Origin of the sequence: Palleronia pelagia (assembly GCF_900110115.1) — a bacterium.
In the GTDB taxonomy this organism is placed as follows: domain Bacteria; phylum Pseudomonadota; class Alphaproteobacteria; order Rhodobacterales; family Rhodobacteraceae; genus Palleronia; species Palleronia pelagia.
In genome coordinates this window covers 137,497-163,433 of sequence record NZ_FOCM01000007.1, presented here as the reverse complement: position 1 = coordinate 163,433, position 25,937 = coordinate 137,497, and the positions used below count along the sequence as shown (strand labels likewise).

27 protein-coding genes, 1 tRNA gene and 1 pseudogene are annotated in these 25,937 nt (G+C 64.2%); 14 read left to right on the top strand and 15 right to left on the bottom strand.

What is annotated here, in order from left to right; all coding sequences use genetic code 11:
• Positions 1-158 precede the first annotated feature (158 nt).
• Positions 159-1,091, bottom strand: coding sequence for a hydrogen peroxide-inducible genes activator (locus BMX96_RS15265; protein WP_091846268.1), 933 nt, complete (start codon positions 1,089-1,091; stop codon positions 159-161).
• Between the two features lie 147 nt (positions 1,092-1,238).
• Between BMX96_RS15265 and BMX96_RS15260 the strand changes: the two genes are divergently transcribed.
• Positions 1,239-1,475, top strand: a complete 237-nt coding sequence (locus BMX96_RS15260; protein WP_214606860.1) for a YdcH family protein — start codon at positions 1,239-1,241, stop codon at positions 1,473-1,475.
• Positions 1,476-1,963: 488 nt separating this feature from the next.
• On the top strand, positions 1,964-2,509 hold the full coding sequence (locus tag BMX96_RS15255; RefSeq protein WP_214606859.1) for a methanogen output domain 1-containing protein: 546 nt from the start codon (positions 1,964-1,966) through the stop codon (positions 2,507-2,509).
• A gap of 287 nt (positions 2,510-2,796) precedes the next feature.
• Here BMX96_RS15255 and BMX96_RS15250 read toward each other — a convergent pair whose 3' ends face one another.
• The 5 genes and pseudogenes from BMX96_RS15250 to BMX96_RS15235 all read right to left on the bottom strand — a co-directional run bounded on the left by BMX96_RS15250 (position 2,797) and on the right by BMX96_RS15235 (position 5,955).
• Complete coding sequence (locus BMX96_RS15250; protein WP_091846267.1) at positions 2,797-2,985, bottom strand: hypothetical protein; 189 nt, start codon at positions 2,983-2,985, stop codon at positions 2,797-2,799.
• A 95-nt stretch (positions 2,986-3,080) separates the two neighbouring features.
• Positions 3,081-3,230, bottom strand: a pseudogene (locus BMX96_RS19365) (transposase); the annotation flags it as partial.
• A 399-nt stretch (positions 3,231-3,629) separates the two neighbouring features.
• A complete protein-coding gene (locus BMX96_RS19360; protein ID WP_139210114.1) occupies positions 3,630-4,511 on the bottom strand; it encodes a hypothetical protein in 882 nt (293 codons plus the stop codon).
• Between the two features lie 14 nt (positions 4,512-4,525).
• Positions 4,526-5,728, bottom strand: coding sequence for a tyrosine-type recombinase/integrase (locus BMX96_RS15240; protein WP_236737093.1), 1,203 nt, complete (start codon positions 5,726-5,728; stop codon positions 4,526-4,528).
• A gap of 137 nt (positions 5,729-5,865) precedes the next feature.
• Positions 5,866-5,955: transfer RNA gene (locus BMX96_RS15235), tRNA-Ser, on the bottom strand.
• Between the two features lie 339 nt (positions 5,956-6,294).
• Between BMX96_RS15235 and BMX96_RS15230 the strand changes: the two genes are divergently transcribed.
• Positions 6,295-7,473 carry a CaiB/BaiF CoA transferase family protein gene (locus tag BMX96_RS15230; RefSeq protein ID WP_091846266.1) on the top strand — a complete coding sequence of 393 codons (1,179 nt, stop codon included), beginning with the start codon at positions 6,295-6,297 and terminating at the stop codon, positions 7,471-7,473.
• Between the two features lie 190 nt (positions 7,474-7,663).
• On the opposite strand, the gene BMX96_RS15225 is transcribed toward BMX96_RS15230, so the two are convergent.
• Both BMX96_RS15225 and BMX96_RS15220 read right to left on the bottom strand, forming a co-directional pair.
• The gene (locus BMX96_RS15225) at positions 7,664-8,530 is read right to left on the bottom strand and encodes an alpha/beta fold hydrolase (protein ID WP_214606858.1); all 867 of its coding nucleotides are present in this window, start codon (positions 8,528-8,530) and stop codon (positions 7,664-7,666) included.
• Between the two features lie 361 nt (positions 8,531-8,891).
• Entirely contained in the window at positions 8,892-10,253 is a 1,362-nt protein-coding gene (locus BMX96_RS15220) for an aminotransferase-like domain-containing protein (protein WP_091846264.1), read from the bottom strand.
• A gap of 255 nt (positions 10,254-10,508) precedes the next feature.
• Between BMX96_RS15220 and BMX96_RS15215 the strand changes: the two genes are divergently transcribed.
• From BMX96_RS15215 to BMX96_RS15185, 7 genes are read left to right on the top strand one after another with little or no spacing between them, the layout of a single operon-like run.
• Positions 10,509-10,991, top strand: a complete 483-nt coding sequence (locus BMX96_RS15215; protein WP_085790817.1) for an MSMEG_0572/Sll0783 family nitrogen starvation response protein — start codon at positions 10,509-10,511, stop codon at positions 10,989-10,991.
• A gap of 57 nt (positions 10,992-11,048) precedes the next feature.
• On the top strand, positions 11,049-12,014 hold the full coding sequence (locus BMX96_RS15210; protein WP_091846263.1) for a Nit6803 family nitrilase: 966 nt from the start codon (positions 11,049-11,051) through the stop codon (positions 12,012-12,014).
• A gap of 4 nt (positions 12,015-12,018) precedes the next feature.
• A complete protein-coding gene (locus tag BMX96_RS15205; RefSeq protein WP_091846262.1) occupies positions 12,019-13,137 on the top strand; it encodes an MSMEG_0568 family radical SAM protein in 1,119 nt (372 codons plus the stop codon).
• Entirely contained in the window at positions 13,134-13,679 is a 546-nt protein-coding gene (locus BMX96_RS15200) for an MSMEG_0567/Sll0786 family nitrogen starvation N-acetyltransferase (RefSeq protein WP_091846261.1), read from the top strand. The genes BMX96_RS15205 and BMX96_RS15200 overlap by 4 nt, the downstream gene beginning before the upstream one ends.
• Entirely contained in the window at positions 13,676-14,653 is a 978-nt protein-coding gene (locus tag BMX96_RS15195) for a sll0787 family AIR synthase-like protein (RefSeq protein WP_091846260.1), read from the top strand. The genes BMX96_RS15200 and BMX96_RS15195 overlap by 4 nt, the downstream gene beginning before the upstream one ends.
• A complete protein-coding gene (locus BMX96_RS15190) occupies positions 14,646-14,924 on the top strand; it encodes an MSMEG_0570 family nitrogen starvation response protein (protein WP_091846259.1) in 279 nt (92 codons plus the stop codon). Before BMX96_RS15195 ends, BMX96_RS15190 begins: the two co-directional genes overlap by 8 nt.
• A complete protein-coding gene (locus BMX96_RS15185) occupies positions 14,906-16,195 on the top strand; it encodes an MSMEG_0569 family flavin-dependent oxidoreductase (protein WP_091846258.1) in 1,290 nt (429 codons plus the stop codon). Before BMX96_RS15190 ends, BMX96_RS15185 begins: the two co-directional genes overlap by 19 nt.
• 461 nt (positions 16,196-16,656) lie before the next feature.
• Here the strand turns inward: BMX96_RS15185 and BMX96_RS15180 are convergent, their stop codons facing one another.
• Positions 16,657-17,634 (bottom strand): ABC transporter substrate-binding protein, encoded by a 978-nt coding sequence (locus tag BMX96_RS15180; protein ID WP_091846257.1) that lies wholly within the window; start codon positions 17,632-17,634, stop codon positions 16,657-16,659.
• Positions 17,635-17,899: 265 nt separating this feature from the next.
• On the opposite strand from BMX96_RS15180, the gene htpX reads away from it, so the two are divergent.
• Together htpX and BMX96_RS19695 are read left to right on the top strand one after the other, a co-directional pair.
• Positions 17,900-18,814, top strand: a complete 915-nt coding sequence (gene htpX, locus BMX96_RS15175; protein ID WP_091846256.1) for a zinc metalloprotease HtpX — start codon at positions 17,900-17,902, stop codon at positions 18,812-18,814.
• A gap of 123 nt (positions 18,815-18,937) precedes the next feature.
• The gene (locus tag BMX96_RS19695; RefSeq protein WP_175481760.1) at positions 18,938-19,075 is read left to right on the top strand and encodes a hypothetical protein; all 138 of its coding nucleotides are present in this window, start codon (positions 18,938-18,940) and stop codon (positions 19,073-19,075) included.
• Positions 19,076-19,297: 222 nt separating this feature from the next.
• On the opposite strand, the gene BMX96_RS15170 is transcribed toward BMX96_RS19695, so the two are convergent.
• Positions 19,298-20,317: a ribose-phosphate pyrophosphokinase gene (locus tag BMX96_RS15170; protein WP_091846255.1), complete on the bottom strand. Its 1,020-nt coding sequence runs from the start codon at positions 20,315-20,317 to the stop codon at positions 19,298-19,300.
• A gap of 100 nt (positions 20,318-20,417) precedes the next feature.
• On the opposite strand from BMX96_RS15170, the gene BMX96_RS15165 reads away from it, so the two are divergent.
• Complete coding sequence (locus BMX96_RS15165) at positions 20,418-21,014, top strand: 2-hydroxychromene-2-carboxylate isomerase (RefSeq protein ID WP_091846254.1); 597 nt, start codon at positions 20,418-20,420, stop codon at positions 21,012-21,014.
• Complete coding sequence (locus BMX96_RS15160; protein WP_091846253.1) at positions 21,011-21,814, top strand: alpha/beta fold hydrolase; 804 nt, start codon at positions 21,011-21,013, stop codon at positions 21,812-21,814. Before BMX96_RS15165 ends, BMX96_RS15160 begins: the two co-directional genes overlap by 4 nt.
• A gap of 7 nt (positions 21,815-21,821) precedes the next feature.
• On the opposite strand, the gene BMX96_RS15155 is transcribed toward BMX96_RS15160, so the two are convergent.
• The 5 genes from BMX96_RS15155 to BMX96_RS15135 all read right to left on the bottom strand — a co-directional run bounded on the left by BMX96_RS15155 (position 21,822) and on the right by BMX96_RS15135 (position 25,811).
• Complete coding sequence (locus BMX96_RS15155) at positions 21,822-22,865, bottom strand: threonine aldolase family protein (RefSeq protein ID WP_091846252.1); 1,044 nt, start codon at positions 22,863-22,865, stop codon at positions 21,822-21,824.
• Positions 22,865-23,335, bottom strand: a complete 471-nt coding sequence (locus tag BMX96_RS15150; protein ID WP_091846251.1) for a YcgN family cysteine cluster protein — start codon at positions 23,333-23,335, stop codon at positions 22,865-22,867. The genes BMX96_RS15155 and BMX96_RS15150 overlap by 1 nt, the downstream gene beginning before the upstream one ends.
• A complete protein-coding gene (locus BMX96_RS15145) occupies positions 23,332-24,264 on the bottom strand; it encodes a bifunctional riboflavin kinase/FAD synthetase (protein WP_091846250.1) in 933 nt (310 codons plus the stop codon). Before BMX96_RS15145 ends, BMX96_RS15150 begins: the two co-directional genes overlap by 4 nt.
• 75 nt (positions 24,265-24,339) lie before the next feature.
• A complete protein-coding gene (locus tag BMX96_RS15140; protein ID WP_073128988.1) occupies positions 24,340-24,780 on the bottom strand; it encodes a MaoC family dehydratase in 441 nt (146 codons plus the stop codon).
• Positions 24,781-24,938: 158 nt separating this feature from the next.
• On the bottom strand, positions 24,939-25,811 hold the full coding sequence (locus BMX96_RS15135; protein ID WP_091846249.1) for a TIGR01459 family HAD-type hydrolase: 873 nt from the start codon (positions 25,809-25,811) through the stop codon (positions 24,939-24,941).
• Positions 25,812-25,937 lie beyond the last annotated feature (126 nt).

Sequence of the window (25,937 nt, the reverse complement as noted above, 5' to 3'; positions counted from 1 at the left end):
CATGGTCACCAAAGAAACGCCGCCACGGGCCCAGCGAAATCCAGCTTCAGCACGGGACCAGACGAGTAAAACGAACCAATTTATGCCTGATGTTCTGGTACAGTCGCAGGGGTCGTCTACTGACCTGATCGCGGCTGCCTCTCGCGGACCTACGCGTCCTAGTCGGGCACGACGACGCCGACGAACCGCTCCCTTACGACCTCCGTTATCAAGCTCGCTATCAAGCGGATCAAGTCGCGATGACCCGACCGGCGGCGCCATGCCAATCCAACCGATCTGGTGACGCGATCGTTTCGGAACTTGTGCACTGCAACGTCTCCAGCCTCCTTTGAGACCTCGGAACTAACATAAAGAGCAGGCAGAAAGCTCACCCCCATGTTCAGCGCCGTCATCTGCCGCAGTGCATCCAGGCTGGTGCCTTCATAGTCGCGGCGTAGGCCGGCACCGATCTCCTGGCAGAGTGCGGCGACCTGGGCGTGCAAACGATAGGCGTCCGACAGGCACAGAACGTCTTGGCCCACCAAGTCGGCATCCCGTACAACGGCCCTCCGGGCCAGTGGGTGGTCCTGCGCCATCACCAGCTTCAAAGGTTCGCGGAAGAGGCGCATGACCTCCGCATCTCCCGAATGTACAGGCAACTGTGTCAGGATCAGATCGTGCTGCCCGCCAAGCAGCTCGTCCTGCAATTGCCGCGGTGGGGCGTCGCGCACCACGACCTTCAGTGACGGATGTGCCATGTGCAGAAGGCGCATGAGGTAAGGCAGCAGGTAAGGCCCCAAGGTGGGCGTCGAGCCCAAGCGGATCGTTCCGCTGAACCCCTCGCGCGCATCCTGTGCCAGCGCCCGCAGGGCCTCGATCTCGTCCAGAACACGGCGGGTCTGGTCCAGCACTTCCCGGCCGTGTGGCGTCAGAACCGCGCCGCGCTGTCCGCGCTCGACCAGCTCAAGCCCCAACGCCTCTTCCAGCGCGACGATTTGTTGGCTCAGCGATGGCTGACTGATGCCAACACGTTCGGCGGCTCTGCGGTAATGCCGCGCTTCGGCAAGGGCCACGAAGTAGCTCAACTGCTTCAGGGTCAGGTCGGTGGACATGATCGGCCTCCGCGGAAAGGACCCACCATAGATAGGAATTTCCGATCATAGTTTAATATTTTTCGTCCTTTTACCGATCAAATTCCCACCCAGCTGTAAGAGGCGACCAATCGGATCGCTATAGAACCAACAGATAAGGAGGACCCCATGACCACGATGCACGCCGGCAAGATTCCCTCGATCAAGGCCCGGATCGACACTCTGCGCCAGCGCCATCAACACCTGGCGCAGCGGATCACGGACGAACTGAAGCGCCCAGCCCCCTCCAGCATCCTGCTCCAGAGGCTGAAACGGCAGAAGCTCGGGGTGAAGGATCAAATCGCCCGCTACGACGGCCTTCTGCGCAGCCTTGACAGGCTCCGTCGCCCGGCGAAGTCCGCTTGAGGCCTGAGATGTATTTTAAGTTTCTTTTCCGCCATAGCGGCCTTGGGTTAATGCACAGCCCAGATCTGGATGACATGCGCGATGCCCTCAACAGCGAGGAGACGGCAGCGGCCCGCCGCGGTCGACCAACCCACCCGTCTCGAAAGCCTATTTCGCAACCATCACGCGTGCCGGGGCGCGAGGCGGCCCGGGATAACTCAAAAGGGCCCGTCCGCAGGTCTCTGACCGTTACCTTGGCGACGCCGATGTAGATTCAAGTCGAGCGACGGCTCCAGCCTATCTGTTCATTTTTCCATTACAAGCGTTGGGGCCTTTTGAACCGCGCCGGGTTTACCGAGGCTGATTTTCGTTAGCGACGCGGCGACGGCATCGGCATCTGTCAGCCATGTCACTTTCCCTTTAGAGTGGTGTTGGGAGAGACGCCTTAAGCCCACCTGATGCGCCTGCTCAGGTTGGAGCCGGACTCAATGACCTGGCGAGAAAGGAAGATGATGACGCAAAAAGCTGAAGAGGCTGATCTGGACCTCGATCGAGATCTTTTCCTGCGTCAGCTGGTCCGGGACCTGTCGGGCACGCTCGAAAGTGTCGTCGGTCTGGATCTGGCGGAGGGCTACATCAGCGCGGTCGGCAGCAATGTCGGGCATTGGATCGACCGGAGCTACAAGGACGCGCTTGAGACGGATCGTCTGACGGCGACGCAGGTCGCCGAGGTTTGCGTCGATCTGAAGAGGCGCATCGGAGGCGACTTCTACCTCATCTCAGCCACGCAGGAGGAGCTCGTTTTCGGAAACAGGCGCTGCCCCTTCGGAGCCGCAGTCATGGATCGTCCCTCCCTGTGCATGATGACCTCGAACGTGTTCGGACGGATCAGCGCAGACAATCTTGGTTACGCCCGCGTGGAGCTCGAAGAAACGATCGCGCGCGGGGATCCCGGATGCCGCGTCGTCGTCCGGCTTGAGAAAACGCCAGACACCAAGGCCACCGAACGAGAATACTTCCGGGCCTACGACCCGGAACTTGTGGACACAAATTGAACCAAGCAGCACACATGTCGAGCTCAGAGCTCGCCCGGCAGATGCTCCAGGATCTGCCAACCGCCGTCCTCACATCAGATCTTCGAGGCAACGTCGTCGCCTGCAACACCCGGGCGCAGGCACTCCTGTCGCAACCACGACACGGCACGGAGCTGCCAAGCCTGAACGATTGGTCTCCGCATGGCGGCGGCCTGACAGAAGCACTCCGATCCCGCGCTGGATCCTCCACATGGACACCGCTCACCCTATGGCGTGGACAGGAGCGCCTGGAGTTTCGTGTGCGGGGTCTACAAATGGAGGGTGTCGAAGAACCCTGTGTCCTCCTCATGGAGACCGACCTGATCCGCGATCAGTTTCCGATGTTCACTGAGCAAGTCAGGGCTCTCAACGCCCAGCTCCTCATCCAGCGCGAGACCGAGGGACGTCTCCGACGCGCTCTGAATGCAGCGGAAAACCTGCGGTACGAGCTTGTCCATAGCCCCGAGTTTCCTAGACGCCTTCGTGTCTCAGTTTGTGCTGCCGCTCGAAGTCGGCGGGCATCAGCATTCCGTTCCGGGCGTGCTTGCGCTTAAGCGACCTTCTTCTTCCATGCGTAAAGCGAATACGCGCTGCCCCCCAGACGCTCCGACACTTCCCTAACCGGTTAGCCTCGCTCTTTGATCTGCGCGACCGCGTCACGCTTGAACTCATCGCTGAGCTTGCCAAGCGGCGGGCTGAACACGTCAGCGCACGGCTCGAAACGGTTCAGCTCCGCCCAAGCATTCAGGTCCGCGCCGCGATAGACGACCTTTCGGCCCAACTTGTAGTAGGCTGGGCCGAGCCCCTTGTGGCGCCACTGCGCAAGTTTCTCGCGATCACCTAGGATCTCGAGTTCGGGATCGCCCAACACGTAGGTTCGATCCTGTTCGAAAAGTGATGCCATCTTCCGATCCCTTTTGTCGGTTTGAGATGGCTTTCAATTGGATGGAAACTGACTGCGCCGCCAGACCGGCAGAACGGTCAAAACCCCTAAAGATTTTTGAAAGGGTTTTTGGCAGGGATTTTGATAGAATCCATGACGTGTCGCACATGGAATACCCTCGACCAAGTCCGTCTTGACGCCTATCAAGCTGCATAATCTCTAAGAAACGCTGCGATCCCCTTTCGCGTGCTGCGCAGCCCGTCTCAGCGTTGTTTCGCTCACAGCTCTTCCGAGGACCGCCTCAACCGCTGCCTGCTTCTGTTTCCACCGCAGATCACTGTCCAAGAGATCGAGTGTGCGTAGGGCATCTCTCACATCTTCAAGAATTCGGGGGCGCCCCGCCTCAGGGCCGACGCCGATTTGTACGTCGAAGCTTGGAACCAAAGCACCAAGAACCGGCAGGGCCACTTTGGGAGACATCGCCCTGCAAAAGCGAGTGCCCTCCTTGGCAGTGAGGCAGATCGAGTATCCGGCGACATTTCCCCAAACATGGCGCACGTAAGCGTCTTCGATCAGGTCGTTCGCCCAGGGCGGAAGTTGCCGGGCAACCACGAAAGATGACCGCTCAAACAGAATCGGCAACGTGTGGAAGGCTGCCGCTCCGAGTCTCTCATCCCAATCCAGATTGCTCCGCGGCGACGTGTCTTCTGGCGAGAATGTCCCGTTAAAAGCCCGACGGAACTGATTTGACCCCATACTTGTGAGCCATTCGCTTTTTGCACCAGCTTGGTCAGGGCAATCTGCGACGATCGAGCTTTCCAAGACCGACATCTTTTCTAAGAAGCGCGCTGCGGACTTCGGTAAAGTTGGGGAGACGTTTATGACGTCCCCGGAAGCAGGCACAAGAGATAGACCGTAGTCATCCAGCAGGTGTAGAAAAATATCCTCGCAGAGATCCAGGGAGGTTCCGAACGCTTCCCTAGGCTGGAAAGTCTTCGAGCGATAGATCGACTGCGCACTTTTCAGACACCACGCGCCCATCGTCTGCTCAAAATCTCGCCAGAGCTTGGAGATGGGTACATACCCCTCGCGTGAAAACATCGTATTCAGACCTCCTAGTCGAGGGCAGAAATGGGTTGGTTCCCACTTGCGAACCGCGACCACGCTATCATCAATTCGCGTCGCCGATCCAACAAATCAGAGCGGGAATAAGCACGCTCCACTTCAGAACCCACTTTGTGCGCGAGGCTCATTTCAGCCACTTCGCGCGGCGCCCGCGCGATCTCTGCTGCCCAGACCCTGAAGGTAGAGCGGAAGCCATGGACAGTGACTCCCTCGATCTGCATCCGCCGAAGCAGCATGAGCATGGACATGTTCGAAAGTGGCTTGTGCCGCTTCTGCCCCTCGAACACGTACTTCGAGCCCATAGCACGTAGAGGCTCGACGACAGCCAGCATCTCGTCCGTCAAAGGCACACGATGGCTTTCCCCGGATTTCATTCGCACGGCTGGGCAAGTCCAGATTCGGCGCTCAGCGTCGACCTCATCCCATGTCATGCCCAGAACCTCGCCCGTTCGGGCCCCGGTGAGGCAGGTGAACATCAGCGCCTTCGCGGAAATAGCGCTTCGTCCGGCGAGATCGGCGTAGAGTGCTGGTACATCCTGCCAGCGCATGGCTTCGTGATGCTTGGGTTTGGCCTTGACCTTTGGCAATACACCCGCCTCGCTGATCGTCGTGACGGGGTTCTCGCCACTGCGAAAGCCCTTCGACTTGGCCACGTCCAGCACGATCTTGATCCTCTGCGAGAGCCTCCGCGCCGTTTCATGCTTTTCAGTCCAGATTGGCGACAGACACATTAGCACTTCCGGTTGGCCAACGGCGTCCACTGGCAGTCGTCCGATCTTCGGAAAAGCATAGTCACGCAGCGTGTTGATCCATTGCGCCCCGTGCTTAGCGTTCTTCCACGTCGGAAGCCGCTCAATATGCACTTGTTGCGCGAGTTCCTCAAAGGTCGGCGCCTCGCGCGCGGCATTGTAACGCGGGTTCAGACCTTGTCTCGCCATACGCCGATACTCGAGGGCCCGCTCGCGCGCTTGATTGAGCGTCACAATGTTAGCACCGCCGAGGCCGAAGTCTGTGCGAAGAGGAGCGCCCTTGCGGTTTCTCTGTCCTTTGATGACGACCCGCACAATCCAGCGCCTGGCGCCGGAAGGATCCACGACGAGGTAAAGCCCGCCTCCATCCCCGTGACGCCCAGCGCCGAGATTCTCGACTAGCTTCTTGGTAAGCTTTCCGGACAGAGCCACCGAGAATACCACATTTTATACCACCCAAGGAGACGATACCAAGTCAATCGAAAGAAAGCCAACACAAACGCAAACTTTGCGATGCGCCATAAAAACAAGGGGAAAGAGCCACTCAAGGCGGCTAATTGTTATCGGGCGATATTGTGCGATGGCGGAGACGAAGGGATTCGAACCCTCGAGACGGTTTCCCGCCTACTCCCTTAGCAGGGGAGCGCCTTCGACCACTCGGCCACGTCTCCGTCGACCCGTTTAGAGACGGGCCGGAGGCGTGACAAGGCGAAAGTCGGGATTTCGGCGCCGGGGCGGAACTTGTCGGTGCGCGATGCCGTGCTGCCGGCAGGGAGCGCTCGACGGACGATCCCGTGGTGCTGGACCACCGACGCCGCGATTTGTCGATGCGCCGCCTGCTGCCGCTTGCGTCTCGCTCGGACAATACAGGGACCGGTGGGGCAGGAGCCTGCACGCGCGGGCTGGCAGCATCCATCGCCGGCGAAACGCGGGGCGCGGGGACGTGCCGCGGCTGGCGCCGGGCGGCGCGACGCTGTAGCCAAGGCGCGATCCAAGGGAGGATTTACGACATGGCGGGTGCGCTGGACGGGGTGAAGGTTCTGGATCTCAGCCGGGTGCTGGCCGGGCCCACCTGCACGCAGCTTCTGGGCGACATGGGCGCCGAGGTGTGGAAGATCGAGAACCCGGCGACCGGGGGCGACGACACCCGCCACTGGGGGCCGGTATCGGTGAAGGACCCCGCGGGCCGCGAGACCGACCTGTCGGGCTATTTCCTGTCGGCCAACCGCAACAAGTACTCGGTCGCGGTGGACCTGGCGTCGGAAGAGGGCCAGCGCGCGATCCGCGCCATGGTGGCCGAGGCGGACATCCTGGTCGAGAACTTCAAGCCGGGGAACCTGGCGAAATACGGGCTGGACGCCGACGCGATGCTGACGCTGAACCCGCGGCTCGTCTACTGCTCGATCTCGGGCTACGGGCAGACGGGGCCGAACGCCGCGCGCCCCGGATACGACCTGATGGCGCAGGCCTATGGTGGCATCATGTCCCTGACCGGCGAACCCGAGGGCGAACCCATGAAGGTGGGCGTCGCCGTGGCCGACGTGATCTGCGGGCTCTACGCCAGCTCGGGCATTCTCGCCGCCTTGCGCCACCGGGACCGGACGGGGCAGGGGCAGCACATCGATATCGGCCTGCTGGACGCGCAGATGGCGTGGCTGATCAACGTGGGCACCACCTACCTTGAGACCGAGACCGAGCCCAAGCGCCACGGCAACGCACACCCCGCCATCGTGCCCTACCAGGTGTTCGAGGCGGCGGACGGGCACGTGGTGGTCGCCGTGGGCAACGACCGCCAGTTCGTGCGGTTCTGCGACTTCCTGGACCTGCCGCAGCTGCCGGACGACCCGCGCTATGCCACCAACCGCGCGCGCACCGAACACCGCGAGAGCCTGATGGACGTCCTCATCCCGGCCATGCGGTTGCGGCGGGTCGAGGACGTGGTGGCGGGGCTGGAAGCGCGGTCGGTCACGGCCTCGGCGGTGCAGACGGTAGGGCAGGCGCTGACATCTGAGCAGGCGAAAGCCCGCGAGATGGTGATCGAGATGACAAAGCCCGGCACAGCCAAGGGCGCGGTCCGGCTGCTGGGCAACCCGCTGAAATTCAGCGCCACGCCCGTACGCTACGACCGCGCGCCGCCCTATTGCGGCGAGGATACGGACGAGATCCTGGGGCGGTTCCGGAAGGGGTAGGGGGTTCGGTGGACGACGATCTTGTCCGCGATGAATGGCTGCTTCGAGCCCAAACTACCCACGGCGGCGATCACGAATTTCGTGGTTGGAGCATGCGGGGGTTCGATACTACCGGCCCAGACCTGCCACTGGCTTGATGGTCGAACGCTGCGATGCAGCTTCACGATATCGGCCATTCATCCCTCGCGCATCATTTTCGAAGGTGAAGGTCGGTGGAGCGGACAAAGGAAACATCCGCTCGAGTTATCTCCGTCTCATCATGCACTTTCTCGCGGAGCTGGACCGCGCGTGAGAGGTCACGTCCGTTATCCGCGCCTGATCTCGCCATCGTTTTCAAGATGACCTCTGCGGCCTCCTTCGGGCGGTCCCATTGCGGGAAGTGGCCACACCGCTCGAACCAGTGCAACCGCGCGGTGGGGAACGCCGCTTGTGCGCGTTCCGCCTGACGTGGCAGTAGGAGACGGTCCTGACGGCCCCAGCCAATCGTCACGCGGCCCGGAGGTGTGGCGGTCCCCTCCTGCAACGGACCACGCGCCAGTTCGCGCAGCATCGCGTCGAACACGTCTGTCTCGGCTATGGCCGTCAGCTCGTTCCGGACCAGCAGGGGATCGAGGGCGCCGGGCCTCGCCGACAGTTGCGCGAGCAGAACGGCCCGCGCGGCGCGGCTGTGCGAGAGCGCCGGAATGCGCCGCCGCAGGAGGCGCACCAGCCGGACCGAGGCGGCAAGCGTGGAGCGGAACCACGCCGTCTCCCAGCCGCGCCAGAAACCGCCCGGATCATAAGCGACCGTGTGGCCGCCGATGCCGCGCCGTGCCAGTTCCAGCACCAGCCGCGCGCCGACAGAACTGCCGACGGTATCGACGCCGGCGAGCCCGTTCCGGTCGATGAAGTGCTCGAGCGCGTCCGCATGGGCGGCGATCGTCTGGCGCCCCGGAAGCGCCGGAGACCCCCCGTGCCCAGGCAGATCGACCAATATGACCTCGCGTCCGCCAGCAAGAATCGGCAGGATGCTGTCCCAGGACCGGACGCTTCCACCCAGCCCGTGAACCAGCAGCAAGGGTGATCCTGCACCGTGACGTTCGCAATTCAGTTCCATGCTCAAGGAACGCTCGGCAGCGGAGTTTGTTTCGCCGGTGGTGCTGGTAGCCGACGGGTCGTCATGCCGACGGCGCCGCGCAGTGGACGCGCATATTCCGGTCCTCCTGCGCATCGCCGCCACCGACGCCCCCGCGCAGCAGATATCAATTCCTGACCCCCCGTGCGGTCGTCTCGCCGCAGTCAACGACGGCCCAGAACCGCCGCCGACGCTTTCGTCTCGCTGCCATGCAGCGCGTGGCCAACATTCACTGCAAACGCTCAACGAAGGCTAACCGAGATGCGGCGCAACTGGAAGGAGGGTGCTTGGAGAGCAAAGCATTTCAGAACCGGCTCGATATCAAATATGCAAGCAGGCCCAAGGTGTCTCTCAACTCTGTACGTGATATTTGGCCACCGAGGCATACGCGAAGGCTCTCTGATGGCTCGCCTGACACGGTAAAGGCATCCGATGGCATGAGTCCAAGGCCAGTCCCTGACATACGTCCAATGATGTCCGCCCGGCCGAGGCCCTCGGGCAGGCGCAGCCAGATGTTGAACGCGTGTGGGTGAGATTCATACGTTGCCGCGGGCAGTAGCTGCGCCGCGATCGCCTGTCGCGCCACTGTTTCTTCCCGGATGAAACGTCGGATCCGATCGGCGGTGCCGTCAGCGATCCACCGCGTCGCCAGCGCCATCATCAACGGAGAGGGCATCACCGATATGAGCTTGAGATTATGAGCAAGCTCGCGCGCCAGGTGACTGTTGGGCGCAACCGTGTAGGCCAATCGCAGCCCGGCCCCGATGCACTTCGCCAGACCGCCGATATGCCAGACGTGGTCCGGTGCGAAACTTGCCAGGGGAGCCGGCGGATTCGGCGGGATGAAGCCGTAGGCGTCGTCCTCGATCAGCGGCAAATTTCGAGATGAAATGACCTCGGCAATCCGTTCTCGCCGAGCCAGCGAGATCGTCCGCGTGGTCGGGTTCTGCAAGGTCGGATTGAGGTAGAGCGCCTTCGGAGCCTGCGCCTTGATCGCGGCATCTAGCGCGTCCGGATCGATACCTTCTGCATCGCCTGGAAGGCCGATAAGGCGCAAGCCCAGTCGTCCGGCAATGCTGCGCAGGCCCGGATACGTGACATCCTCACACAAGACCGCGTCACCGGGACGCGCGAGGCTCATCAGGATTGCCAGCATCGTCGGATGCGCTCCTGGCGTGACTGCGATCCGGTCCAACGACGGCACCAGCCCGCGCAGTGACAACCAGGTCGATGCGGCGTCCTTGTCGATCTGCCCCCCTGTCGCGGACTGATAACGCAGCAGGTCGACAAGGTTTGCCGAGACCGTCTGAAGACCATCTTGCATCCGCTCAATCAAGTCGGCGTCCTGAGGTTCGGGCGGCAGGTTCATCGTCAAATCTACGTCTGACTTGCGCCTCAGCTCCGGTTGCTCGGGCTCCGCCGTGGACCGAGCGATGAAGGTGCCGCGTCCCACGTGGCTGCTGATCAGTCCGCGACGGCGCGCCTCCGCATAGCCGCGCGATACCGTTGTGAAGTCGATCCCCAGGCGATTCGCAAGTTGCCGCTGCGGCGGAAGGCGATCACCAAGGCCAAGCGTGCCGTCGCGCACGCCCTGGGCGATGGCATCCGCAAGCTGCAAGTAACGCGCCCCGCCTTCGGGCCGAAGTATTGGAGTCCACGAATGCATACATTCCCCATACAATCGATTCGCGAAAGATTGAAGCACTTTGTATGGATCTGCCTCAGAGATCTTCCGCGAGATGTACGTTGACCGCACATTATTCCAGCATAGGGCCTGAAAAGCACCTCAAGCCGGCGGGCGAATTCGCTGCTGACATCTTTATTGTATGCATAATTGAACTGGTGATTGATTGCATATTAACGGTCCATTCACGGTTGGACCACTCAACAAGCTCGGCAATTGGCCAACCGGAGGATCCGCATGCCCGCAGTCACAATGGAAAAACACAAGGACGGAGATTTCTTCGTCGACTATGAAGACAAGGTTTTCGAAGACGTTAAGGCAGAAGAAGGACAGAAGGCGCTCGTCACATTCCACACTGTTGCCTTCGAAGGCTCCATCGGCCTGGTTAACATCCTCAACGCCATCCGGCTCAATCGTAAGGGGTTCGAGACGTCGATCCTGCTTTACGGGCCGGGCGTGACCCTTGGAATCCAGCGCGGCTTTCCCACGCTTGGCGATGCGGCCTTCCCGGGCCACCAGAACTTTGCGGACAACCTCAAGAAGTTCATGAGCGAGGGTGGCAAGGTGTATGCCTGCCGCTTCGCTCTGCAGGCTCTGTACGGACATGGCGAGCCGTCGCTGCTTGAGGGCATTATCCCCATCGCGCCGCAGGACGTCCTGGACCTCAAGCTGATCCATGTTCGCGACAATGCCGTGATCGTCGATACCTGGACGGTCTGAGCAGTCACGGCCGGGGCCGGATCCGGCCCCGGCGCAATACCGTTTACCGGAGCGCTCATGCCTCGTCACATAAAAGCCGCCGCCGTTCAGATTGCCCCCGATCTGACAAGCCGAGAGAAGACCCTCGCGCGTGTGCTGGATGCAATCGACGAGGCCGCCGGACATGGCGCTGACCTGGTGGTCTTCCCCGAAACCTTCGTGCCGTTCTACCCTTATTTCTCGTTCGTTCTGCCGCCAGTGCAGCAGGGAAAGCCGCATCTGCATCTTTATGAGCAGGCCGTGACCGTCCCCTCGGACGAGACCCGGCGCGTGGCGGAACGCTGCGCGCATCATGGCATCGTGGTCGTTTTAGGTGTCAACGAGCGCGATCACGGCTCGCTGTACAATGCGCAGCTGGTCTTCGACGCCAACGGAACCTTGCTTCTCAAGCGGCGTAAGATCACGCCCACCTATCACGAGCGCATGGTATGGGGCCAGGGAGATGGCTCTGGCCTGCAAGTGGTCGAGACGCGCGCGGGCCGGATCGGCGCGCTTGCCTGTTGGGAGCATTACAACCCGCTGGCCCGCTACGCGCTGATGACGCAGCACGAAGAGATCCATGTCGCGCAATTCCCCGGCAGCCTTGTCGGTGAGGTCTTTGCCGATCAGATCGAAGTCACGATGCGGCATCACGCGCTTGAGTCAGGCTGCTTCGTGGTCAACGCCACCGGCTGGCTGACAGAGGATCAGATTGCGTCCGTCACGCCGGATAAAGCCCTGCAAAAAGGCCTGCGCGGCGGCTGCATGACCTGCATTATCACACCAGAGGGGCGCCATGCCGTGCCGCCTCTGACCGACGGCGAAGGCATTCTGTACGCCGATCTCGACATGGGGCTTGTGACCAAGCGCAAGCGCATGATGGACAGCGTCGGGCATTACGCGAGGCCCGAGCTCTTGTCGTTGCGCCACGATCCGTCACCGGTCGCCACGCGCCACCTGGTGGCCCCGGAAACGCCATTCGAGCCCATTCCCCTGGAGGACTGACGCTATGACACAGACAGGTTCCGTTATCACCGATCTCCAGACCCGGGGCATGCGCATGGTCGACCCACGTGCCGGCGCCGACAGTCGGCGCGGCGGGGCGGGGCCGACCGATCACAAGGCGGTCACCATTGATGGTATGACCGTCATGATCCCGGTCCACACGCACTCTGCTTTCGACAGCCCGTATCTTGTCGAGGCTCCGGACGCAGACGGACATGCGCGGGTTACCAAGGACGGAGTGTTCTTTGCCGAAGTCAGCTTTCCCAAGCGCGCCAGTTTCCTGGATCTGGAAACGGCGGATGGCATTCCCTACGGCCACATCGCGCAGTTGCACTCCAAGGACGTTCTGGCGACCACGGTGCTGCAGACCTGCATCCGCTACGAAAGCCGCAAGAAGACCTGCAAGTTCTGCGCCATCGGTCAAAGCCTCGCCGCCGGGCGCACCATCGCCCACAAGACGCCGGCACAACTGGCCGAGGTGGCCAGCGCTGCCGTCCGGCTGGACGGGGTCAAGCACATGGTGATGACCACCGGCACGCCCGCCGGCAAGGATCGCGGCGCCCGGGTGCTGGCCGACAGCGCCGAGGCGATCCGCGCCGCCGTCGACCTGCCGCTGCAAGGCCAGTGCGAGCCGCCCGATGACGATGCATGGCTGCGCCGGATGAAGGATGCAGGCATCGACAGCCTCGGAATGCATCTGGAAGTCGTCACGCCAGAGCTTCGGGCCGAGATCATGCCGGGCAAGGCGCAAGTGCCGCTTTCAAAGTATTATGACAGTTTTGCCGCCGCCGTCGAGATTTTCGGTTGGGGGCAGGTGTCGACCTATATCCTTGCGGGTCTGGGCGACACTGCAGAGGCTATCCTCGAGATGTCCGAGCGTCTGACGGCGATGGGCGTCTATCCCTTTGTTGTGCCCTTCGTGCCCGTCTCGGGCACACCGCTCGAAAGCCACCCGTCTCCGACGCCCGAGTTCATGCACAGCGTCCTGCCGCCGCTCGCCCGGATGATCCGCGAGAATGGGATGCGCGCAGAAGACATAAAGGCCGGCTGCGGACGTTGCGGGGCTTGTTCAGCTCTCTCGGCATTCGAAAAGCTCGCACCGCGCGAGAAGGTTCCGGCATGATCATTGAAAAGCCGGAAGCCTTCGTAACACCGGAATTCCTGATCCGACAGGCCACGAGGCCCTGGGAAATCGGCGGTGCGGCGTCGCTCCGGCACCGCACTTTTGTGACCGAGCAGGGTATCTTTCCCGATCATGATCGCGACGAAATCGACAAGGTTGCGCTGCCGCTGGTTGCGATTTCGACGATGGCCTCGGAAGCCGACGAAGTTGTCGGAACAGTGCGGATCCACGAAGCAGATCCACAGGTCTGGTGGGGGTCACGACTGGCGGTCGCCCCGGGATATCGCCGGGTTGGTCGCCTTGGCGCCGAACTTGTTCGGCTGGCAGTCGGTACGGCGCATGGGCGTGGGTGTAAGCTGTTCCTGGCTTTTGTGCAGATGCAGAACGTGCCGCTGTTCGAAAAGCTGAACTGGACCTCGCTTGGCGAACGGGACCTGCATGGCCACCCACACATGAAGATGCGCGCGGATCTTGCCGCCTATCCGCCGATCGAGGATCCGGCACGTGGCTGGATGGCGCTGACGAACCGGCGGGCGGCATGACCGATCCGGCAAGCCTTGCCGCCAAGCTGGCCGCGCATCCTCATGTGACGGGCAAGCGCGACATAGACATCGTTTGCCGCGGGCTTGGCCTCGGGCAAGACAGCCTTGGACGCCCCGGCGACGACGCCGCCGCGCTGCGTGTCGCAGACGGCTGGCAGCTTTTGGCAACAGAAGGGTTCATGAACGAGTTCGTGGCCGATGCGCCGTGGTTCGCAGGTTGGTGCGCGGTCATGGTGAATGCGTCCGACATCGCCGCGATGGGCGGCCGCGCCACGGCACTGACCAATGCGCTTTGGGCCCCCGACGCCGAGACCGCTGCTGACATCCTCAAAGGTATGTCCGAGGCGAGCGCTGCCTACCAAATTCCTATCGTGGGGGGGCATTCCAATCTTCGTACTGATCGCCCCCAACTCGCGGCCAGCATGTACGGACACGCAAAGGCGCTGATAACCAGTTTTGACGCGGAGCCCGGCGATATCCTGATCGCCGCCGTCGATCTGCGAGGCGAATATGCGGGCGAGAGCAACAACTTCCCTGCTTTTCTAGGGGTCGAACCTCTGCGGCTGCGCGAGGATCTGGCTCTGCTGCCCGATCTCGCAGAAGCCGGACTGGTACATGCTGGCAAAGATATCAGTCAGGGCGGCATAGCCGGCACGGCGCTGATGCTGGCGGAATGCTCCGGAGTGGGTATCGAGATTGACCTCGACGCCATCACCTGCCCGACCGAAGTCTGCCTGGAGCGTTGGATGACCACCTTTCCAAGCTTCGGCTTCCTGCTCGCCGCCAAGCCTGGCAATGTTGCGGCGGTCCTCGAGCGATTTGGCAGCCGCGACATCTCTGCCGCCTCCATCGGACGCATCACATCTGATATGAGGATCACTCTGCGGGCGGGAAGCGCGCGCGGGACGCTCTGGGATCACGCGGCAGATCCCTATCTTGGCCTCGCACCGAAAAAGGCGCCCGCCCATGCCTGAAGTCGCGTTTCGCATTCGCTGGCCTGATGGCAAGGAAGACATTTGTTATTCCCCGTCCACGACGATCCACGAGCATCTGACGGCCGGAGCGAGCTATCCACTCACCGAGTTTCTGAAACGCAGTGAGGCCGGGCTGGACCACGCCGCGCGCCGCGTCGAGGCCAAGTTTGGATTTCGGTGCAGTTCTGCCGATGCGCAGGCCGCGTCGATCAAGGCCCGCGCAGCCGACTTTTCCCCCGAGGAGACCGTTACATGCTTGTCGATAACGTGAGTCCGATGCCGAATTCCCGCGTGAATATCCCCGTAGTCATCATCGGTGCAGGCCAGGCGGGGCTTTCCGCTTCGTGGTATTTGTGCCGACAGGGGGTCGAGCATGTCGTGCTGGAGCGACATACCCGGTTCCACGCCTGGAAAAACCAGCGCTGGGACAGTTTTTGCCTCGTGACGCCCAACTGGCAGTGCCGTTTGCCGGGCTTTCCCTATCAAGGCGACGATCCGGAGGGCTTCATGCTCAAGGACGAGATCGTGGACTATGTCGAGGCGTTTGCGGATAGCTTTGATGCGCCACTGCGCGAGGGCATCACAGTCACCCGTGTCGCACAGAACGCCGACGGACGGTTCGAGGTCGATACCGATGACGGGCTTTGGTCAGCTGAGCACGTGATCGTGGCCTCGGGCGGGTATGACCGACCGATCACGCCACCCTATGCCGCCGATCTCGATCCGTCGATTGCCCACCTTCACACGCGGGATTACCGGAGCCCGGCAGATATTCCCGAGGGCAAGTGCCTTGTGGTCGGCACCGGACAGTCGGGCGTCCAGCTTATGGAGGATCTGCGAATTGCCGGGCGCGACGTGGCGTTGGCAGTCGGTCCCGCCCCGCGCAGCCCGCGCATGTACCGGGGTCGCGATGCCACGGACTGGCTGCACGAGATGGGCTATTATGAGAGGACGATCGACCAGCAGCCCGATCCAAAGGCAACGGAGGCCAAGACCAATCATTACATGTCCGGTCGAGATGGCGGTCACGAAATAGACCTGCGCAAATTCGCGCTGGATGGCTTGCAACTCTACGGGTCAGTGACGGGGATGAAGGGCTCGACGATCACGTTTGCCCCCGATCTTGAAAAAAATCTGGATGATGCGGACGACAGCTATATCGGTATCCGCAAGATGATCGACGCCTATATCGACGAAAAGGGTATAGAGGCCCCGGCAGAGCCGCCATTCGAAAAGGCCTGGCGGCCCGGCTCCGAGATCACCGAAGTCGACGCCGATGAGGAAGGGATCACGTCGATCCTCTGGTGTATCGGATTCCGGCCCGATTACGGCTGGCTCCATGTGGATTGCCTTGATGGCACCGGAAGGCCGATCCATCATCGTGGCGTCTGTGACGTGGACGGCGTCTATTTTCTCGGGTTGGGTTGGTTGCACACCTGGGGCTCGGGCCGGTTTCTTGGCGTTGGCGAAGACGCGGATCATGTGACCAGTTGTATCATCCGGCGACTTGGCCAAGGCTCGAAAGGCCGGCGCTTCGGGTAAGATCTCTATCGTTGCTGTGCGCCTTCCCCGTAAGCTGTACTTTGACTCTAATCCTTGTCCTATCGCTACCGAAGAACAATCGCCCCTCATCGGCCAAGGGTTTTTCGAGCGTGCCCTCATTTCTAAGTTCGATGTCAGTCTGGCAGGACGTCTATTCTGACATCGAAGCGTCATACTAGGAATGAAATTTCCAAGGTAACGGACCGTGCGATCGCGATGTCGCAATTCCAATGGTGTCGAAGCAACCGAATGTCAGCTTTCACTCTCGTATATCGATCACCCTGTATCTGCAGCGAAGGTCAGCTTCCCGCTCTTCATTCTGCAGCGCTTCGCAATTCCAGCGTAAACTGAGCAGGTGCGGCGAACGGCAAAAAGGTCCCGCACAGCAGAACCCCGACCGCCACCGAAGGCGTCGGCCCTGCATCCGGTTCCGCCCTATCCCACGGCGGACAGATCGCCCCTTACTCGATCAAGGCCGACAACTGCTCCCGTGCCGCGTCGTTCACCCAGGTCTGCCAGACATCCGAGTATTCCCGCAGGAAATACACCGCCGCTTCCTCGGGTGAGGCGCTGTTGTCCTCCTGCCAGGCCAGCACGGCGCCCATCTGGTCGTTGGTGAAGGACACGTTGGACATGAGCTCTGTCAGCTCGGGGTGCTCGTCCTCGAAATCGGTGGTGACGACGGTATAGACGGGCGTGCTGGGGTAGGCGGTAACGCCGTTGGTTTCGCAATCGGGGTCCTGGTTGCACTCGAACGTGTCGAAATCGTATTCGCCCAGATCGACCAGCGTCATGTCGTACTTGCCGATGATCGCCGTCGGCTCCCAGTAGTAGCCGAGCCACGGGTCGTCGTTCTCGACAGCCGCGGCCATGGAGGTGGCCAGCGTCTCGCCCGAGCCGTGCTGGAAGACCTCGATCCCGGCCTCCTCAACGCCCACGGCTTCGGCCAGCGCCTCGGTCGAATAGCGGCAGGCCCAGCCGTCCGGGCAGGAATGGAGCCGGTTGCCGACCAGATCCGGGTTCGCCAGCAGGCCCTCGAGCGTAGCGAGCTCGGGGTGTTCCTCGACCAGCGAGGTCGGCACGTACCAGCCCTGGCGGCTGCCGTCGGACAGCACGTCGGCGACTGTGACGATCCGACCCTCTTCTGACAGCCGGTCGTAGGACGGGTTCCCGTTGGGCCAGACCTCGGTCACGATGTCGGGCTCGCCCGTCTCGGCCACCGAGACCAGCGCCGCGGTGGTCGAGGACGGCACCACGGTGACGTCGCAGCCATAGCCCTGTTCCATGAGGAAGACCGAGACGTTGGTGACGATGGCGGCCGAGGCCCAGTCCATCTCGGTGATCGAGACTTCGCCACAGCTGTCCTGCGCCCGGGCGGTGCCGGCGAGCGCCAGGGCGGTGGTGGCGGCGAGGCCGGCGATGGTGATGTGACGCTTCATGGATGAGCTCCTCCTGACGGGGCCGTGGGCCGCCGTTCGCGGCGGTGCTTGGCCGTCTGCGCGGCCCCCCGGTGGGGTGCGCGGTTGAAGGAAGAACTGTGGCGGGCCGCCCGGCCGTCAACAGGCGGGGGCGGTGAAGAATGCGTGACGCGGCGGCCCAGCCCAGGGTCCTCGGGCGCCTGCCGCGCGCCGATCGGCCGCTTGCAAAGGCGCCGGGCGCCTCCATATTTTTGCTACCTTCAACCGACTGCTTCCGGGGTGTCCCATGGGTTATGCGAAGACTGCGATCCTGATGGCGGCGATGACCGCGCTGTTCATGGGCGTGGGCTACCTGATCGGGGGGACCGGCGGCGCGCTGATCGCGCTGGTGGTCGCAGCGGGGATGAACGCGTTCAGCTGGTGGAACTCGGACCGGATGGTCCTGCGCATGCACAATGCCCAGCCGATCCCGCCCGGGGACCGGATGGGCCTGCACGACATGACGGCCGAGCTGGCGCGCAATGCCGGGCTGCCCATGCCAAAGCTCTATTACATCGACACGGCCCAGCCGAACGCCTTCGCCACGGGCCGCAACCCCGAGAATGCCGCCGTCGCCGTGACCGCGGGGCTGGTGCGCAGCCTGTCGCGCGAAGAGGTCGCGGGCGTCATCGCCCACGAGCTCGCCCATATCCGCAACCACGACACCGCGATCATGACCGTCACCGCGACCTTCGCCGGTGCGATCTCCATGTTGGCGAACTTCGCGTTGTTCTTCGGCGGCTCACGCGAACGGCTCGGGCTGGTGGGGACGATCGCCATGATGATCCTCGCGCCGCTGGCCGCGGCGCTGGTGCAGATGGCGATCAGCCGCACACGTGAATATGCCGCCGACAAGGCCGGGGCCGAGATCTGCGGTCAGCCCATGTGGCTTGCGTCGGCGCTGGAGAAGATCGCGTCGGGCGCCGCGCGCGTCGACAACCACGCGGCCGAGCGTAACCCGGCCACCGCGCACATGTTCATCATCAACCCGCTGCACGCCCACAAGCACGACAGCCTGTTCGCCACCCACCCAGCCACCGAGAATCGTGTCGCCGCGCTGCGGGAACTGGCGGGCGGCGGCACGACGCCAAGGGTGCAGCCGGTGTCGGACAGCCGCATCCCGCGCGCGGGGCGGGGGCAGCGCAAGGGGCCCTGGTCGTAGTCCGGGGCTCCTGGAAGGACCTCGTCTGCTTCGCACCCGGCGCGCGGTGCGGTCCGACCGCGCATGTGGAACATGCCCTTGGGCGATCCGTTGACCCTCCACCAAACCCCGGAGGAACACCCCATGCGCGATATTCGTGGCACGATGCGCAAGGTCTGGTCCGATCTGAACCCCAGTGAGCCCAGCCCCTGGTATCTCGCAAAACTCATGGCCTTCATGGTGGCGATCATGGCCCTCGGCCTGCTCATCGGCGCGCTCTGATCCTGTGAGTGGGGCGTCCCGTCGCCCTCACGCCGCATTCGACGATGGCAGTGTTAACCAGGCGGCCGATCGTCGGACATCCGCGTGACATCAGCGGCCCGGAAGAAAGAAGCAAGCCCCGCGACGATTGCTCGGGCAACGGGCTGATTACACCATTGCCCCCCGACCTCGGGTTCCCGTCCTTAACAAGTCCGGGAAGCGGCGGCCCCGTCGTCCTGCCGCCTACTCGGTGGCGTAGAGCCCCTCGTAGATCGGGCCCAGCGTGTCGGGGTCGAACAGGCTGCTGACCGACGTGCCGTGCCAGATGTTCAGGATGGCCTGCGCGAACATCGGCGCCATGGGCACGATGCGGATCTTATCGCAGGCCTTCACCGCCGCCGTCGCCTCGATGCTGTCCGAGATCACCAGCGATTTCATGACCGAGTCGGTGACCCGGCTGACGGCCGGCCCGGACAGCACGCCGTGTGTGATGTAGGCGTGCACCTCTTTCGCGCCGGCGCTCAGCAGCGTCTCGGCCGCCTTGCAGAGCGTTCCGGCGGTGTCGACGATGTCGTCCACGATGATGCAGGTGCGGTCGGTCACGTCACCGATCACCGTCATCTCGCTGACCTCGCCGGCGCGTTCGCGGCGCTTGTCCACGATGGCCAGCGGGGCACCGATGCGCTTGGCCAGTTCGCGCGCGCGGGCGACGCCACCCACGTCGGGCGAGATCACCATCACATCGTCCATTTGGCCCCGAAACGCGTCCTTGATGTCCAACGCGAAGACCGGGGAGGCGTAGAGGTTGTCGACCGGAATATCGAAGAAGCCCTGGATCTGCGCCGCGTGGAGATCCATGGTCAGGACCCGCTCGATCCCCGCCTCGACGATCATGTTCGCGACCAGCTTGGCCGTGATGGGGGTGCGGGCCTTGGTGCGACGGTCCTGGCGGGCGTAGCCGAAATAGGGGATCACGGCGGTGATGCGTGCGGCCGAGGATCGACGCAGCGCGTCCGACATGATGAGCAGTTCCATCAGGTTGTCGTTCGCGGGGTTCGAGGTGGGCTGGATCAGGAACATGTCCTCGCCGCGGACATTCTCGTAGACCTCGACGAAGATCTCGGCGTCGTTGAACCGTTCGACCCGCGCGTCGCAAAGCCCGATATTCATGCCCCGGTGCATAGACATCCGCCGCGCGATGGCTTTTGCAAGCGTCTGGTTGGCGTTGCCGGAAATGAGCTTGGGTTCGGACGGGGTGGGCATGGGCGGACCTTTGGCAGCATCGGGACGGATTCGCCCGCGTTGACACCGCCTAGCACGGGCCTAGGCTGCGGCAAACCTACCCGGACAGCGAGGCCCTGTAATGGCGCGGATTGACTACTATTTCGCCACGATTTCCCCGTTTACCTACCTCGCCGGAACCCGGCTTGAGGAGATTGCCTACAGGCACGGGCATTCCATCACCTACAAGCCGCTCGACATCCTCGGGCTGTTCTCGCGCACCGGCGGCACGCCCCCCGGCGAACGGCATCCGAACCGCCAGGAATACCGCCTTCAGGACCTGCGCCGCACCGCCGACATGGCGGGCCTGCCCCTGAACGTAAAACCGGCCTTCTTTCCCACGAACCCCGCTCCGTCGTCCTACGCGATCATCGCGGCACAGGCCGCGGGCGGCGGCGACCTGGGCGGGCTGGTTCACGGAATCGGCCGGGCCTGCTGGGCCGAGGAGAAGAACATCGCCGAGGACGACGTGATCCGCGACGTGCTGTCGGCCCACGGCTTCGACCCCAAGCTGGCCGATAGCGGGCTGCTGACCGGGGCCGAGACCTATGCCCGCAATCTCGAGGACGCGGTGGCCGCCGGCGTCTTCGGGGCGCCGTTCTACATCACCGACGACGATCAGCGGTTCTGGGGCCAGGACAGGCTCGACCAGCTTGACTGGGCGCTGGGCCAGGCATGATCCACGACACCCGCGCGGGCTTCCCGGTCGCGCACCAGACCTATGGCAGCGGGCCGCGGCGCGCGCTGTTCCTGCACTGCTCGTTGGCATCGCACCGCGCGTGGACACCGGTGACCGAGCGCCTGTCGCAGGAGGTGACCGCCACCGCGTTCGACCTGCCGGGGCACGGGCGCTCGGGCGATTGGTCCGAGCGCGACGGCGACATCCATGCCCTGTCCACGCGCATCGCCGAGAGCTTCTGCGACGGGCCGACCGACCTCATCGGTCATTCCTTCGGGGCGACCGTGGCCCTGCGATTGGCGGTGGAGCGGCCGGACCTCGTGCGCCGCATGGTGCTGGTCGAGCCGGTGTTCTTCGCCGCCGCCCGCGGGACCGAGGCGCACGCGAGGCATCGCGCCGGCTTCCAGGCCTTCGCCGAGGCGATGACGCGGGGCGACCGGGTCGAGGCCACGCGCCTGTTCACCGCGCAATGGGGCGACGACCGCGCCTTCGACAAGCTCCCGGCGGCGCAGCGACAGGCGATGGTGGACCGCATCCACCTGATCCCGGCCGCGTCCGACGGGATCGAGCATGACAGCGGCGGGTTGATGCATCCCGGTTGGCTGGAGCGGGCCACGGCGCCGACGCTGCTGGTCGCGGGCGAACGGGCCGCGCCGGTGATCGGGGCGATCCACGACGCGCTGTCCGCGCGGATGCCGCAGGCGCGGCCGGTCACGGTGCGGGGCGCGGGACACATGGCCCCGCTGACCCATCCCGAAGCGGTTGCCACGCTGATCCGCGATCACCTGGCTGCTGGCTAGCCGGGCCTCAGGCGCCGAGGATCTTAAGGAAGCGGTCGGTGTTCTCGTCGCTGGCCGACCAGTCGCAGACCAGCCGTGCGCCCAGCATCTCGTCATCGTCGCCGTCGAGCGCGCCCAACGAATAGAACTGCGCGCCGGCCTCTTTCGCCTTGCGATGCAGCCCGCGCGGGAACGCGCAATAGATCATGTTGGCCTGCGGCGGATGCCGCAGCTCGACATGGTCCAGCGCCCGCAGGCCCGCGACCAGCCGCGCGCAGGCGGCGTTCGCGGCGCGCGCGGTTTCAAGCCACAGGTCATCCGTCAGATAGGCCAGCATCTGCGCGCTGAGATAGCGGTGCTTGGAGAACAGGTGCCCCGACCGCTTGCGCCGCAGCTCGAACTCCCACGCGTGGGCGGGGTCGAAGAAGACCGCCGCCTCGACCCCCAGCAGCCCGTTCTTGGTGCCGCCGAGGCTGACCGCGTCGATCCCCGCGCGCCAGGTCATGTCGGCGGGGCTGTGGTTGGCGGTCACCAGCGCGTTGGCAAAGCGCGCGCCGTCCAGGTGCACCGGCAGGTCGTAGTCCTTGGCGACGCCCGCCAGCCCGCGCAGTTGATCCAGCGAATAGACCGTCCCGCGTTCCGTCACCGTGGTCAGCGAGACCGGGCCGCGCTGCACGCCGTGGACCACGCCCTGGTCCGTCCGGTCGATGCGGGCGCGCAGGGCTTCGGGCGTCATCATCGCGTCGGGCGCGTCCACCAGCGCCAGCTTCGCCCCGCCGGTGAAGAACTCGGGCGCGCCGCATTCGTCCTCCTCGATATGGGCGACCTCGGAGCAGAAGACGGCCTGCCACGGCTGGCACAGCGTCGCGAGGATCAGCGCGTTGCAGGCCGATCCGGTCGCGACCAGGTAGACGGCCGCCTCGGGCGCCTCGAACACCTCGCGGATGCGGTCGCGCACCGCCGCCATCTCGGCATCCGCGCCATAGGGCATGCGATAGCCGTCATTGGCCTCCATCAGCGCCTGCATGACCTTCGGGTGCGCGGGACCGGAATTGTCGGACGCGAAATGCATCAGGTGGGCTCCTCGATGATGTGGTCTTCCCAGTCTTCCTCGGGCACCTCGAACTCGGGCACGGTCATGTGCTGGGCCGAAACGCCAGCGTCATGCACCGTCTGTGGATCGCCCGAGATCAACGGGTGCCAGTCGTAAAGCGGCTTGCCCTCGTGCAGCAGCCGGTAGGCGCAGGTGCGCGGCATCCAGTAGGCGGCGTCCGGTAGGGTCTTGGGCGTCAGGACGACGCATTCCGGCACGAACTGCGTACGGATGTCGTATTGCGCGCAGCGGCAGGTGGCGTCGTCGAACAGGCGGCAAGCCACGCGGGTGAGGGCGACCTCGCCCGTGTCCTCGTCCTCGAGCTTGTTGAGGCAGCACTTCCCGCAGCCGTCGCAGAGCGCCTCCCACTCGGCCTTGGACAGCTCGTCCAGCGGGTAGCGTTCCCAGAAGCGGGGGCGCCCGACGCTGCGGCGGATCGGATCGCTCATGCCAGCACCGCCCGCGCGCGGTCGCTGTCGCGGTCCATCTGCTCGATCAGGGCCTCGATCCCGTCGAAGCGTTCCTCGCCGCGCAGGAACTCGACCAGCCCCACCGACAGGTGCTGGCCGTAGAGGTCGCCCTTGAAGTCGAACAGGAAGGTTTCGAGATTGGGGGTGTTCACACCGAACATGGGCCGCACGCCCAGCGACGCGACGCCGCCATAGCTGCCCCGGTCGGGGCCGGTGGTGATATCGACCGCCACCGCGTAGACGCCGAAACGCGGCAGGTGCAGCCCGTCCATGGACATGTTGGCGGTGGGGTATCCCAGCTGGCGCCCGCGCTTCTCGCCGTGCAGGACGGGGCCTTCGATCCGGTGCAGGTGGCCCAGCATCGTGGCGGCCAGGCGCGGATCGCCGTCGCTCAGGGCCTGCCGGATACGGGTGGACGAGATCCCGTCGCCCTGTTCGCGCAGCAGGCTGGCCAGCGTCACGTCGAAGCCCAGTTGCGCGCCGAGGGCTTCCAGGGCCGCGCCGTCCCCCGCGCGCCCCTTGCCGAAGCGGAAATCCGCGCCGGTGACCGCGTGGCTAAGGCCGAGCCCGTCCGACAGCACCTCGCGCGCGAACGCCTCGGGCGTGCGCGCGATCATCCGCGCGTCGAAGGGCATTTCATACAGGATATCGACCCCCAGCTTTTCCAGCCGGTGGGCCCGCGCCTCGGCGTTCATCAGGCGGAAGGGGTCGGCGTCCGGCGCGAAGACCTCGCGCGGGTGCGGCTCGAACGTGACGATCCCGAAAGGCACGCCAGCGTCGCGCGCGCGGTCGCGGGCGATGGACATGACCGCCTGGTGGCCGCGATGCACCCCGTCGAAATTGCCGATCGCCGCGCTGGCGCCGCGCGCGTCGTCGGGGATGGCGGCGATGTCACGAAGGATCCGCATAGGGCTGCGGATAGCGGCGGCGCAGGCCGACCGCAAGGGTCGGCCCGGTCGCAGGTCCGCGTCCCTTGGCCGGGGTCAGGCCTTGCGCGACGGCGCCATGACAAGCGCGTCGCCACGCAGCACCAGCGTCTCGCCCACCAGGCAGCGCGTGGCGAGCTTCACGCGATTGCGCTTGCGGTCGATCTCGAGCACCTCGACCTCGGCCCGCACGGTGTCGCCGGGGCGGACGGGCGCAAGGAATGCCATGTTCTGCCGCAGGTAGACGGTGCCGTGACCGGGCAGCTGTTCGCCCACGACGGCCGAGATCAGCGCCGCGGTCAGCATTCCGTGTGCGATACGCCCCTTGAACATCGTACCGCCGGCATAGGCGTCGTCCAGGTGAACGGGGTTCTTGTCGGTCGATACCTCGGCAAACAGTTCGATGTCGCGGTCGGTGATCTTCTTCTCCAGCGCGCGCATCTGGCCCACCTTCATGTCCTCGATGAAGATCGTGCTGATCGTCGTGTGGTCCAGCATGGCCAAGGTCCCTTCCGTGTTTGAAAATCGGGCGCGCAATCAAATAACGCACTTTACGTCCATTGCGCAACTTAATTACGCCGCGGATGCGAAAAGGCAAGCCCCCGCGGGGCTGCCGCACCGGGACAAAGGTCTGAAATGCCGGAATGGCGCCCCGATCAGCGCAGGTAGCCGATTGTGTAGGGCGGGTTCATCTGGTGCTCGTTCAGGTAGCTTTCCAGCTTGGCCGGATCGGGATCCGTATTCGTCGCGGTCTCGGCCGCGGCCAGCCCGCCGCTGACGAACAGGACGTCCAGCCCCTCCAGCAGCGCGCCCTTCACGTCCGTGGCGATGCCGTCGCCCACGGCCAATATCCGCTCGTCCGGCACGCCGTCGCCCAGCTCGGCCAGGCGGCGCCGGGCGAGGTCGTAGACCGGCGGATGCGGCTTGCCGAAGGACAGGACCGTACCGCCCATCTGCTCGTAAAGCTGCGCCACCGCGCCGCCGCAATATTCCCGGTGGTCGCCCCGGTCCACGACGATGTCGGGGTTCGCGTTCAGCATCTTCAGTCCGCGCGTCTTCGCCTCGAGCAGTTGCGGCCGCAGGACGTCGGGCGGCTGGTTGGGATCGAACGGGCCGGTGACCACCACGCCGTCGGCCTCGGCCATCGGGACCATGCTGATGTCCACGGGGTCGGACACGATGTTGAGCGGCTCGAAGAACGGGTGATCACGGCCCTCGCCGATGAAATACACCTTGGAGCCCACGGCACCGGTGAACATGGCGCTGCGCGCCGCGTCGCCCGAGGTGGCGATGGTGTCCCACGCGTCGTCCGGCACGCCCATGCCGGCGATCTGCTCGGCCACCGAGGCGCGGGGGCGCGGCGCATTGGTCAGCAGCACGACCGTGCCGCCGGCGGCGCGGAACGCCTGAAGCGCCGCCACCGCGGCGGGCAAGGCCCGGACCCCGTCATGGACGCAGCCCCACAGGTCGCAAAACAGCGCGTCGTAATCGTCCTGGATCTGCGACAGGGACGTGATGATCTGGGTCATGGGGGCCTCGCTTGCTCGGTCGCGCCAAGCCTTGGCACGCGGCGCGCGGAATGGGAAGGCGGGGGGAGGGTGCCCGGACCAGGCAACAGGCCGAGGCCCCACGAAAAAACCGGCGGCGGAGGGCCC